Origin of the sequence: Marinitoga aeolica (genome assembly GCF_029910535.1) — a bacterium.
GTDB classification, from domain to species: Bacteria; Thermotogota; Thermotogae; order Petrotogales; family Petrotogaceae; genus Marinitoga; species Marinitoga aeolica.
In genome coordinates, this window is the sequence record NZ_CP069362.1 from 733,400 (window position 1) to 746,460 (window position 13,061).

Annotated in this window: 12 protein-coding genes and 1 pseudogene; 3 read left to right on the forward strand and 10 right to left on the reverse strand. The window is 26.9% G+C overall.

The window, feature by feature from the left end:
• Positions 1-9: 9 nt before the first annotated feature.
• The 8 genes and pseudogenes from uvrC to JRV97_RS03525 form a co-directional block, all read right to left on the reverse strand.
• A complete protein-coding gene (uvrC, locus tag JRV97_RS03490; protein ID WP_281000214.1) occupies positions 10-1,740 on the reverse strand; it encodes an excinuclease ABC subunit UvrC in 1,731 nt (576 codons plus the stop codon).
• Positions 1,730-2,533 (reverse strand): GGDEF domain-containing protein, encoded by an 804-nt coding sequence (locus JRV97_RS03495; RefSeq protein WP_281000216.1) that lies wholly within the window; start codon positions 2,531-2,533, stop codon positions 1,730-1,732. The genes uvrC and JRV97_RS03495 overlap by 11 nt, the downstream gene beginning before the upstream one ends.
• Positions 2,490-3,005 (reverse strand): DUF501 domain-containing protein, encoded by a 516-nt coding sequence (locus JRV97_RS03500; RefSeq protein WP_281000218.1) that lies wholly within the window; start codon positions 3,003-3,005, stop codon positions 2,490-2,492. The genes JRV97_RS03495 and JRV97_RS03500 overlap by 44 nt, the downstream gene beginning before the upstream one ends.
• Complete coding sequence (locus JRV97_RS03505; RefSeq protein ID WP_281000220.1) at positions 2,972-3,817, reverse strand: 50S ribosomal protein L11 methyltransferase; 846 nt, start codon at positions 3,815-3,817, stop codon at positions 2,972-2,974. The genes JRV97_RS03500 and JRV97_RS03505 overlap by 34 nt, the downstream gene beginning before the upstream one ends.
• 102 nt (positions 3,818-3,919) lie before the next feature.
• Entirely contained in the window at positions 3,920-4,036 is a 117-nt protein-coding gene (locus tag JRV97_RS03510; RefSeq protein ID WP_281001030.1) for a (Fe-S)-binding protein, read from the reverse strand.
• A gap of 66 nt (positions 4,037-4,102) precedes the next feature.
• A pseudogene (locus tag JRV97_RS03515) lies at positions 4,103-4,366 on the reverse strand (permease); the annotation flags it as partial.
• A gap of 176 nt (positions 4,367-4,542) precedes the next feature.
• Positions 4,543-5,175 carry a Crp/Fnr family transcriptional regulator gene (locus JRV97_RS03520; protein WP_281000222.1) on the reverse strand — a complete coding sequence of 211 codons (633 nt, stop codon included), beginning with the start codon at positions 5,173-5,175 and terminating at the stop codon, positions 4,543-4,545.
• Between the two features lie 13 nt (positions 5,176-5,188).
• Positions 5,189-5,749, reverse strand: a complete 561-nt coding sequence (locus JRV97_RS03525) for a hypothetical protein (protein WP_281000224.1) — start codon at positions 5,747-5,749, stop codon at positions 5,189-5,191.
• Positions 5,750-5,929: 180 nt separating this feature from the next.
• On the opposite strand from JRV97_RS03525, the gene JRV97_RS03530 reads away from it, so the two are divergent.
• Complete coding sequence (locus JRV97_RS03530) at positions 5,930-7,315, forward strand: pyruvate carboxylase subunit B (protein WP_281000226.1); 1,386 nt, start codon at positions 5,930-5,932, stop codon at positions 7,313-7,315.
• Positions 7,316-7,339: 24 nt separating this feature from the next.
• Here JRV97_RS03530 and JRV97_RS03535 read toward each other — a convergent pair whose 3' ends face one another.
• A complete protein-coding gene (locus tag JRV97_RS03535) occupies positions 7,340-9,733 on the reverse strand; it encodes a TolB family protein (protein ID WP_281000228.1) in 2,394 nt (797 codons plus the stop codon).
• Positions 9,734-9,882: 149 nt separating this feature from the next.
• Here JRV97_RS03535 and JRV97_RS03540 point away from each other — a divergent pair, with 149 nt between their 5' ends.
• Together JRV97_RS03540 and JRV97_RS03545 are read left to right on the forward strand one after the other, a co-directional pair.
• The gene (locus JRV97_RS03540; protein ID WP_281000230.1) at positions 9,883-11,532 is read left to right on the forward strand and encodes a radical SAM protein; all 1,650 of its coding nucleotides are present in this window, start codon (positions 9,883-9,885) and stop codon (positions 11,530-11,532) included.
• Positions 11,519-11,776, forward strand: coding sequence for a hypothetical protein (locus tag JRV97_RS03545; RefSeq protein WP_281000232.1), 258 nt, complete (start codon positions 11,519-11,521; stop codon positions 11,774-11,776). Before JRV97_RS03540 ends, JRV97_RS03545 begins: the two co-directional genes overlap by 14 nt.
• Before the next feature lie 18 nt (positions 11,777-11,794).
• Here the strand turns inward: JRV97_RS03545 and codA are convergent, their stop codons facing one another.
• Positions 11,795-13,057, reverse strand: a complete 1,263-nt coding sequence (gene codA, locus JRV97_RS03550) for a cytosine deaminase (RefSeq protein WP_407081568.1) — start codon at positions 13,055-13,057, stop codon at positions 11,795-11,797.
• Positions 13,058-13,061 lie beyond the last annotated feature (4 nt).

The window sequence follows — 13,061 nt, forward strand, 5'->3', positions numbered from 1 at the left end:
ATTTCACCACTAATCAAAAAATTCTTTTATTTTTTTTGCTACTTTTTCATTTTTTATTACCTCATTTATTTCTTCCCACGAAGCTTTTGAAATTTCTTCAAGTGAACCAAAATGATTAATAAGAAGTTTTTTTCTTTTTGGGCCTATTCCTGGGATATCGTCTAATCTTGATTTTTCAAATCTTTTAGCTCTTAACTTTCTATTAAAGGTTATAGCAAATCTATGTGTTTCATCCCTCATAAAAATAAGCATTCGTAATACCGGGTGGTCAAGAGATAAATGCAAATCTTCTATTTCTCCTGGAAACACTATTCTTTCATCTTCTTTAGCTATTCCCACAACATCTATATCATCTAAGGTATAACCTATTTCTTTTAAGGCCTCAACTGCAGCATTAACCTGACCTTTTCCCCCATCTATAAATAACAAATCTGGCAAAGGATGTTTTGTATATCTTTTTTTTATAACTGTTTTAATCGATTCAAAGTCATTAGGCTCTTTAAATTCATCAAGTCTGTATCTTCTATAGTCTTCTTTTTTGGGTTTCCCATTTTCAAATGTTATCAAAGAAGCTACGGTATACATCCCCTGTAAATGGGATATATCTATTCCTTCTATTCGATAAGGTAATTTTTTTAAAGAAAGAATTTCCTTTGCCTGTTTTAACACATTCCCAAGATCCGTCTGTTTTTTTACTTCTTCTGTTAAATTCCTGGTGGTTATTGTATACAATTCTTCACTTTCACTTTTTAAATCTTTTATATCTTTTAACCCATTTTTAGTTAAAAAATGTATTATTTCATCATCTATATTATTTTCAAAATCCTTTATCCATATTTCTTCAGGAATTATATTTTTTCTTATTACATAATATTGATGTATAAATTCATTTATATTTTCATCAATGGTAAAGGTTAGTTTTGAGATAACATATCCTTGTCTTATAATTAAAGCCACCACTACAGGATATTCTTTATCTTTTGCAATAATATCTATATTTTTATTATGCACCATCTCAACACCAATCGGAACAAACAATCTATCTAATTTAAAAAGCAAATCTCTCAATTGTGCAGCTTTTTCAAAATTTAATAATTTCGCATATTGGTGCATGCTTTCTTCTATATATTTTCTAATAGATTTAATATTTCCCTTTAAAAATCTTTTTACTTTTCTAACTGCTTTTTTATATTCTTTTTTATCTACTTCAACATAACATGGAGCAAAACACTTTCCAAGATGAAATAAAAAACAGGGTTTTGATTTCCTATCTAATTTTCTTTCACATGTCCTTACTTTGTATACCCACTGTATTATTTCTATAATTCCTCTTACCATACCCACATTGGAGTACGGTCCATAAAACTCTGCTTTTTCACCTTTCTTTGTCCTAACTAATTTAATTTGCGGAAAATCTTCCTTTGTAATAGCAATATAAGGATACACTCTGGCATCCTTTAATAATATATTGTACTTGGGTTTATGAGTAAATATTAAATTAGATTCTAAAATTAATGATTCATCTTCGTTTCTAACTACTATATAATCCAGAAATTCTGCATCTTCAACAATTTTTTTCACTTTTTCATTTTTATCTTGATTTGACTTATTAAAATATGAAGCTATTCTATTTTTTAACTTTTTAGCTTTACCTATATAAATAGGTTTAGAATTCTTATCCTTAAAAATATAAACTCCCGGTTCATTTGGAATATTCTTTAATACCTTTCTATCTAGCATGTTTTCTCCTCTTCTTGTTTTCATACATATCTTTATCTGCTTTTTCAAATATTTCTTCTAAAGAAATATTTTCATCAGCTTTTTTTATATATTTTCCAGCTGAAATACCTATGTTGTATATTTTCAATTCTTTTTTTACCTGATTATCTATTCTATTTATTATTTTATCAATTGTTTCTTCGTCATTTGTATTAACTAATATAACAAATTCATCTCCACCATATCTAATAGCTAAATCAGACTTTCTTGTATTCTTATTAATAATATCTCCAACTTTTTTTAAAGCATAATCTCCAGATTTATGACCAAATTTATCATTAACTGGCTTAAAATTATCAAGATCTAATACTATTATTCCAAATCCTTTTCCTATATACTCCTTCAATTTTATTACCTTTGGTACAATTTCTACATAATACCTTCTATTTAATAATCCTGTCAAAGAATCTGTAAAAATATATTTTCTAGCTCTAAGCATATCTCTGAATGTTAATAATAAAGTTATAACAAAAACTGTGTTATTTATATAAAATATTTTTAAATTGAACAGATTTATTATACTAAAAGCATAAATAGAAATATCTGTTATTGGTGCTGTTATATATAATCCAAATCTAATTATTAAAATAGCTAGAAAACCTGTTGCAATATTCATTGCACCAATATAATTACCTAATAAAATATTTTTTATTGCTGCTAATATACCAAAGAAAATAAGAATAAATATTACAACATGTGTTCTTATATCTCTATAATAAACAACAGATGCAGTTCTTACATTCTTTCTTTTCAATGCTGTTCCACACCCTTTCGCCAATAGGGTTATCCGTTCCTCCTAAATATGATGCCAATTGTAAATGTAAACATTTAATACTTTCAAAATTACTTATGCCACCTATACCTATTTTCTCTAATCTTTCTTTTATCCATTTTTCTTCGCCTTTTATTATAGAATTTCGTTTTTTTTGTTCTTGAATATGGGCTTTTAAATATTTTTTTCTTAAGTCTTCATTATTTTTTATTTCTTCTTCCCATTCCTTTATTTTACCTAATGATTCAAGTTTCCCAACTTCTTTTATTAAATGGGGACATGTTAACCAATACAAAGTGGGAAATGGTTTCCCATCTTTTAATGGATAACTTTCAATAACCTGCGGAATTCCATATGAACATCTTTTTGGAATCGAGACTATTTTATTCGGTTTTCTTTCTATTTGTTTTTCTATTATTTCTAAATCCTCTTTTGTAACAGAAGTGATATCCATCCTGACTCTTCCTCTCTTGATATTATATTATATTCTTTTTCAAATATTTTATTAATCATCTCTTCTTCTCTTTCTTTATTAATACCTGATAGAATCAGATATCCATTTTCATTTAAAATTTTATCTAATTTTTCATCATCTAATAATCTTAATAGTATAGGAACAACAATATTTGCAATTATTATATCGTATTTTTCCTTTTTATCCACAGAAGATAACAAATCGGATTGCTTTACTTCAATGACAAGATCATTTAATTCAAATGTTTCTTTTGCTTTTTCTACTGCTAAAGGATCATAATCAAGAGATAAAAGTTTGTCTGCTCCATATAATTTAGCAATCATTGATAATATTCCTGTACCAGTTCCAATATCCAATACATCTGCACCTTCATTGATAACTTTAACTAAATTCTTTGCAGCTAATCTTGTTGTTGGATGCAACCCTGTTCCAAATGCTGTTCCAGGAATTATTTTTATTACTTTAACATTTTTTGGAATATCATAACTTTTTTCTGGGTCAGGCATTATCCATATATTTTCAACAAATTCAAAAGGCTTCAATGATTCTCTCCATGGCCTCAACCATTCATCTTCTGTTATATTTTGTTTTGAAATTAATTCCAATTTTTCTTTTAAATAATTAACAATATCATTTTCTGGATATTTGGGATTTATATATACTTTCACAACAGATTGACCTTTAGTAGGTTTATCAAAATAATAATTTTGAAATTCATTCATAGTAAAAAATGTTTCTATTTCATCTTCTAACTTTTTTGGTAAAACAAAAATATATTCTATATATTCCATATCTATCACCTCAAAGTTAGTATAACATATTTGTATAGCATAATGGAAAATAAAATGTGAAACCTTTTAAAACAAAATGCCAACCATTGTGGTTGGCATTTGTTATGCATACTTTTTAGCTTTACTTCTAATTACACAATCATCTATCGTCACTTCACCTTTTATTACACCATCGGCAAATGCTCTACAATTAGGATATCCACATGCTCCGCAATTCATATTTGGTAAATCTCTTAAAACCTCTTTTTCATTTTCATATATTATATCTTTATCTTCTATTTCATCAATAATATCTTCTCTACTTACCAATTTTTCCATCATATATCCCATAATTAAAATTGCTGGAATTGTCAAAGCATATCTTGTAATAGCAAATGATAAACCTAAGAAACTAGATTCAACCATAAACATAACAACCTTAACTACAGCCCAAGAACTAATTATTATAACTAAATTTGCAATACTTGCTCCTTTTAAAAATAAAGCTTGTGCCACAGGAAATGCTGCGTATATTGGTCCTGCTGAAATTGCACCGGTAAAAATTGATAAAAACTTTCCTTTGTTTTTTCTCTACTTTTAAAAAATGACCAAATCAAAAATATTACTGCAATACCAATTAAAACCACTGTATTCATAAATCAACCTCCCATTCCTTTTTTGATATCCTAATTATAGAGTATATAAAAAAATAAAACCGTGATTTCACTCACGGTTTTATTTTTATTTTATTCAAATATTTTTAAGTTAATCAGTTTTATATGATTTTTATCAATCTCTTCAATTATATTTTCATCTATAAGTTCTTTAATTTTTCTTGAAACAACTTCTCTAACACTACCTATTTCATTTGCAATTTGCTGTTTTGATTTAAAATATATGATTTCAGATTTTTGTTGTTTATATAGTAATGCAAAATATCTAATAAGCCTTTCTTTTATAGATTTAATAATCAAAATATCAACTATGTTGGATAAATTCAATAATTTTTTTGATATTTCATTTAAATATAAAACAAGAAAATCTTCATTTTCTCTAAATAGTTCCAGAACCCCTTCTCTCGATATTTCTAAAACTTTTGAATCTTCTTCAGCTACAATATATGAAGGATAATTTTCTCCAGAAAAAATTAATCCTTCCCCAAAACTTTCATTTTTATTTAAATATTTTAATACCTGTTCATAACCTTCAGAAGTATATTTTACTACTTTTAGCTTACCTTTTAAAATAATACTAACCTGTTTTAATTCCTCAGTTGTAGAATGCAATATATCATTTCTTTTTACTTCAATTATTTTCCCGTATTTTTCTAATATATTCTTATTTTCTATTAAAAATTTTTGGAAAAATTTACTTTGCACTTTTTCACTCCAATCATACCTTTGAATCCAATATCTTTCCCCAGGTTACACCGCCTGTGTAAACCAATCTTCCTTCTGAATCATACGATGTAAAATATCTTACATACACTTGGGCCATTTTTCCTTTAAACATTGCTTCTTTTATTATTTCTCTTGCATGTTCCCCTTCGTGAGAACTTATAAATAAAAATGATGCACTTTCAGGAACAGCTGTAGGATATTGAAAAGACACTGCAGAATCCGGAGAATTATCTTGCAAATAAATATCTCCATCAATAGCTTCTGGAATTTGATAATTCTTTTTTGATCTATTTCCTGTATTATCTGGTAATGGCCTTATATTAATTACGCTTTTTTTATTCTGTTCTTTTGAAAGAACATTTTTTTCTGCTTCTCTTATTTCCCTCTCTGCTTCCTCGATATTTCCAGATTTTATTAAATTATCTATATTACCAACTTTTAATAGCAAAGAATTATCTTTGCTATTTATAGCCTTTAATAATATTCTTCGCAATTTAGATTCAAGATAAATACTCCTTGTATCTTGTGAAGGTAAATAATTACCTATTCTCATTTTTTCACCTTCTATTATCATTCTACTACTAAATTTTTCTATTTCAAAATTACATTTCCTAATCCCCAAAATTATCAAACATATCTTATATGTTTTTACTTTCTTTTTTCTATGCTTCTTAATAAAAAATTTGTTGATTTTTAAACTAAGAATGTTTTAATTATTTTGGAGGTGGAAAATATGACAAAATTTGTAGATACCACTTTAAGAGATGGGCAACAATCCATAATTGCTACAAGAATGAAAACTAATGAATTCGAACCTGTTTTGGATAAATTCGATGAAGTCGGATTTCATTCTATGGAAGTTTGGGGTGGTGCAACATATGATTCCTGTATACGTTATTTAGACGAAGATCCCTGGAAAAGGTTGAAAATCATAAGAAAAAAGTTAAAAAACACACAAATACAAATGCTTTTAAGAGGTCAAAATATTGTAGGATACAGAAATTATGCAGATGATGTGGTTGAACTTTTTATAAATAAAGTTGCAGATTATGGCATGGATATAATCAGGGTTTTTGATGCATTAAACGATATTAGAAATCTTGAAAAAAGCATTGAAATAGCTAAAAAAAGAAGTATCCACGTTCAAGGCGCTATTTCTTATACAATAAGTCCTGTTCATGATCTTGATTTTTATTTGAATTTTGCTAAAGAATTAATAGAAAAAGGTGTGGATTCTATAGTTATAAAAGACATGGCTGGATTACTAACTCCAAAAATGTCTTATCAATTGGTTTCAGAATTAAAGAAAAAGTTCAATGTACCTATAGAATTGCATTCGCATAATACTGCAGGTATGGCTTCAATTGCATATCAAGCAGCTATAGATGCGGGAGTTGACTATATCGACACTGCTTTAAGTCCTTTTGCAAATGCAAGTTCTCAACCTGCTGTTGAACCTTTTAATTTTGCACTTGGCGAACCATTAAATTCCGACTTATTATATGAATTAGCTCATCATTTCTGGAAAGTAAGAGAAAATCACAGCGAAAATGATATGAAAATGGTTTCTATTGATTCAAGAATTTTAAAAGCTCAAATACCAGGTGGTATGTTCTCTAATCTTGTTTCACAATTAAAAAATCAAAAAATGGTTCATTTATTAGATGATGTTCTAGAAGAAGTACCAAGAGTGCGAAAAGATCTTGGATATCCACCATTAGTTACGCCTACAAGTCAAATTGTTGGTGTTCAAGCTGTTTTAAATGTGATGTATAAGGAAAGATATAAAGCTATTACTAATGAAGTAAAGAATTATTTAAGAGGTATGTATGGAAGACCACCTGCTCCAGTTAATGAAGAATTGTTAAAGAAGGCATTAGGAGATGAAAAACCTATAACTTGCAGACCAGCAGATTTATTGGAACCTGAAATTGAAAAATCAAGAGAAGAAATATGTGCATTAGCAGAAAATGATGAAGATTTATTAACTTATATATTGTTCGGTGAAGTGGGAAAGAACTATTTGAAGAAGAAATATGAAAAGGAAATTCAGGTTGATTTTGATTTAGTTGAAGAAAATGAAGAATTTTCTGAAGATGAAAGTGTATATCCAGTATAATTAAGAGTTGCCTTTTGGCAACTCTTAATTATTTTTTATTAGAGGTAATGTAAAATTTATCCAATAAAGTGCTGTTAAATCCATATTCAATGAAAATTTTAAATTTGATTTTTTCGTTTTTAAATTATAATTATAATCTATACTTCCATTAATTCCATCTAAGCTATATTTTCCGTCTAAAATAGAGAAATATGGATACCATATCCTCTTTGATAACTTTAATCCTGGAATTAAATTACCATTTGTATCATAATAAATATATGGTTCAGTTTTTACAGAATAAATATCAAATGCTTTGGAATATTGAATATAAAAATTATCATTGTTATATCCCAAAATACTGTTGTTTTCATAATATTGTTGTTGATCAATTTTATATGGATTATTCATTAAATTAATTATTATTTCTTTTGATTTTAAAGTTATATTTTCTAATTCAAAATTACTACTTAATGTTAAATAATTTTGTTTCTTTAAATGGAATTCAAAACTTTTTGAAATATTTATACTTGAGTATAACTTGCTATTTTGATATTTAAAAATACCTAAATTTTGTGTATAGTAGTCCAAATAAAAACCAAAAATAGGTTTTAATTGAGTAAAATCTGTTAATAGTCCTGCTCCTACACCATAATTAACCCCTTCACTTAAAGATAAATATAATGCACCTATATCATTATTTTCTGCATATGGAACTAAAAAATTATATTTTAATGATTCAGAATATTTATTCATCTGTTTAGCTATTTTTAGATCTGTGTTCTCCACAATAATTTGAGTATTATATAATTTTATATTTTTTTCACCAATATTATTAATTTCTATTTTTGAAAGATGATATCCAGTAAAATTATAGTATAAAAAATAAAGTTCATCATTTAATACCACTGGATAAAATGTTCCAAAAATGTGGTTAGTTAATTTACTTACCAACCCTGTTATTAGATTTATAGAATAGATATTAAAAATATCATCTTCATAATTAGCTGTATAGTATATATTATTATCTTTAACAAAAAGATTCATTTCAATATATTTATCATTGGTTAATTGAATTAATTTTTTGGTATTTAAATCAATATAATATATGTCATTCTGATTATTTATTATTCCAGAAAAATATATTTTATTATTAAAGTAGTAAAAATCATTTATTGTATATTTCCCATAATCCATTAATTTTTCTGTTTTCCCTGTATTTAAATTTTTTAAAAATACTGCTGTTAATCCATCTTTTATTTTTGTATATACAATTCTTTCACTTCCTGCAAAAGCAAAATTGGTTACTCGAATATCTATTAATGTATCTGAAATAGGACAGTTACATTTTAAATATAGAGAATTTATATATTTATCGTTTTTATTTGAAATGAGATATATTATTTTTCCATCATTTGATATGTCAAAATTTTTTATATCCGGTAAAATTAATTTATCGTCTTTATATCTATATATTCCACTTCTTTTACCTGGAGATTCCTTATAATAATAAATATTTTTTCCATCTGTTTTTAAATTTGAAGTGAAATGATTTGATTTATTTAATGGAACATAATTATCAACATATCCTTTATTTAATAAATCTAAATACTCGTTTTTATATTTTATTTTTATGTATAATAAAAAATCATTCCATTTTTCGTTAGTTATTCTTTCAAATGAACTGCTTATTGTGCTAAAAAATAAATGTGAGTTAATATCTTTTATGATGCTTCTTAATGTATCTTCTCCATATTTTTCTGAAATTTCTTTGGTAACAATAGCTCCATACATATAATTAAATCCTGCTGGTGACCATATATCTTTATATGGCCCTGCACCTAATTGATATCTTGGATAATTATTACTTAAGATTTCTGCTTTTAAATACATATTAAATAAATTATTCTGAAATCGCCCCTTAAAGTATTTACTCTCCATATATATAGAAAGTCCTTCATGTAAATAGCTTGGATTCCAATTCATCATTAATGCCTTTCTTATTATATTATTAGGTATCCATGAAACGTAATTATTCAACGTATTTCCATAAAAAATATGATTTAATTCATGAGAAAATACAAAACTAATCCATTCTTCAACGTTTTCTGATAATCCAATTTTTGCATTTGGTGGATTAATATATAATCTTATTACATTTAAAGGTGGTAACGCAAAAGAATTGACAAAATCAACGTCATCAAAAATATAAACTGTTATTGATCCTGGTTTTGTTTCATAAAACTCTACATAATTTTCATATAATTTATCTGATAATTTTTCTAATTCATAAACATAGTTATATAAATCCTTTTCAAAAACAAATTTAAAATATTTAGTTTTTTCAACAAAAGCTGATTTGTTAAAATTATAAATTTCTCCTGAAAATACGTATGTTATAAGAAATATGTATAATAATATTACAGATATTCTTTTCATCTAATCACCTCATTAGCTTAATTTTAAATAATTATATCATATTTAAGTCTTCATTTCATTTTATTTTAATTTCGACATATTAAATCACAATTCATTTAAATATGGTATAATATATTATATATATCAATTTTAAAAAGGGAGTTTTTAAATTGAAAGCTGTAATTATCGATGGATATGTTGATGAACCAGCCATTTTAGGTGTTCCACCATATGTTTCTACATATATTAGGTATGCAGCGGGTGCCTTATATTATCATGGTATAGATGTGGATTATTTCACTATTGATCAAGTTAGAGAAAATAACATGTGGCAATCATTTAACCATTATGAATACTTAATTATAATCGGAGGAGTTACTGTACCCGGACACTATCTTGGTGGAACTCCAATTTCGCTAAATGAAATAAATAAAATATTTTCTTTAAACAAAGAGCCTTTACGAGTTTTAGGAGGGCCTATTGTAAAAGGCTATACATTAACAGGCGGAAGACGTGCTATTAAGATTGAATCGAATGAAATTGATTATCTAGTTGAAGGAGATATTGAGAAATTTCTTTTTACTTATCCTGTATCCGATGATTTTAAATTAAACGATAAATCAGATTATAACTTAATTTCAAAAATCGCGCCACTTGGAGCAGAAATATTAAAAAAACATCCAAGATATCCTGATATTATCGTTGAAATGGATGTGTCTCGTGGATGTGAAAGAAAAAATGGTTTTTGCTCATTTTGTACAGAACCATTAATTAATGGAAAATACCGGGAAAGACCTTTAAAAGATACATTAGAGGAAGCAAAAGCTATTTACAATGCCGGAGTTAAAAATTTTAGATTCGGAAGAGCTGCTAATTTTTTAGCATATGGTTCTCTTTTGAATAATGGAGACCCTAATATTGAATTATTTAATGAGTTATACCAGGAAATGGCTAAAATATCCGATGTTCTTCATACAGATAATGCAAATCCTGCTTATATTGTAAAACATAAAAATAAGATTAAAAAATTATTGGAAATTATTGTTAAATATAATACAGCAGGCGATATTCTATCTTTTGGCGTTGAATCCTTTGATAAAAATGTTACTTTAAAGAATAAAATTGATATTTTACCAGAAGATTCTTTGGAAGCAATTAGAATAGTTAACGAAATTGGAAGTATCAGAGATAAGAACGGTATTCCAAAATTACTACCAGGTATAAATTTATTATATGGTCTAATTGGTGAAACTAAAGAAACTTTTGAAATAAACAAAGAATATCTAGAAAAAATTATGGATGAAAATTTATTGGTAAGAAGAATAAATGTTCGTCAGGTCATGGCTTTTCCTGGAACTTTATTATATAATATTAAACCAAAACAACATAAAAAAGATTTCATTAAATTTAAGGAATATATGGAACAATATAATCATGAAATGATAAAAAAAGTCTTTCCTATTGGAACTATATTAAGAAATCTAATTATAGAAGAAGTAAAAGGAAATATATCTTTCGGAAGACAATTGGGTACGTATCCTATAAAAACCGGAATTATTGGAAAATATAATTTATTGGACAAAATAGATGGTGTTGTAGTTGATCATGGTTCTCGCTCTATTACAGCTCTAAAATATCCTTTTGATATTAATAAAGCTACAGTTGACGAACTAATATCCATTAATGGAATAGGGAAAAAAACGGCAGAATCAATTATATTAAAAAGACCTATTAATGATTTAAATGATTTGGATATTACTGAAGAAGCAAAAAAGTCTCTATATATCATTAAAGGGGGAATGTTTTATGGGAAAGATTAGAGTATTAGGTATTTATATTCATGACAGAAAAAAAGAAGCAGGTGAGGTACAAAGATTATTAACAGGATTTGGGTGCATTATAAAAACAAGACTTGGTTTACATGATGCATTTGACGATGATTGCAGCGATAGAGGATTAATTCTTTTAGAATTAGCAGGAGATCAAAATTTATGGAATGATTTAGAAGAAAAATTATCAAAAGTCGAGGGAATTACTGTAAAAAATATGGATTTTGATTTTTAAAAGGGGCTTAATGCCCCTTTATTCAAAAATCCCAGAAACTCTAAAGTCTATTTCCTCATTATCTACATATGTCTTCGATGGTATTGTCTTAGCAACTACTTTTCCATTTTTAATTACATATATAGCTTCACTTCTTAATCTAATTGCTTCAATATCACTTGGTGCATTTAAAATTATTAAATCCGCCTTTTTTCCTTCTTCTATTCCATAATCTTTCAAATTCATTAATTTAGCAGAATTGCAGGTTATAGCTTTGTAAATTTGCTTTATTTCTTCATAACCTGTCATATGACCTATATTAAGCCCCATAAAAGCTACCTGGAGCATACTATATCTTCCTAAAGGATACCATGGATCCATTACTGAATCATGCCCTAACCCTACATTAATCCCATAATTTAATAGTTCTTTCACTCTTGTCATCCCTCTTCTGATTGGATAATTATCGAATCTTCCTCCAAGAGCTATATTATCTAAAGGATTAGCAATAACATTTAATTGTGCTTTTTTAAAAACTCCCATTAATTTATTCGCATATGCGTTGTTATATGAATGCATTGCGGTTATATGACTTGCTGTTACTCTTCCTTGATAACTTTCTTTAATTGTTTTAGAGGCTAAATATTCAACAAATCTTGACTGTTCATCATCTATTTCATCAATATGAACGTCAATATCTTTATCATACTTTTTGGCTAAATTCATTATTATATCTATGCTTTCTATTCCATCATTTCTAGAAAATTCATAATGTGGTATTCCACCAACCACATCTGCACCTAATTTCAAAGACTCTTCCATTAAATATTCTCCGTTCGGAAAACTAACTATGCCTTCTTGTGGAAAGGAAACTATTTGTAAATCAACTAAATCTTTTACTTCTTCTTTTACATCAATCATAGCTTTTAAAGCAACTAACTCCGGATCACATACATCAACATGCGTTCGTATTTTTAATGTTCCTTGAGCTACTGCCCATTTTATTGCCTCTTTTGCTCTTTTCTTTACATCATCATATGTTAATTTCTTCTTTCTTTCAGACCAAATGCTTATACCTTCCCATAATGTACCAGACATATTATAATTTGGATCTCCTACAGTAAGAATAGCATCTAAATGCACATGAGGATCGACAAAAGGTGGGGAAACTAAATTTCCTTCTGCATTTATTTCTTCTTTACAATTGTTAGTAATTTTTCCAATTTTTTCTATTTTCCCATCTTTTATACCAATATCAACAAATTTATCGTGATTTAATAATTTTGCATTTCTAATAATAATGTCC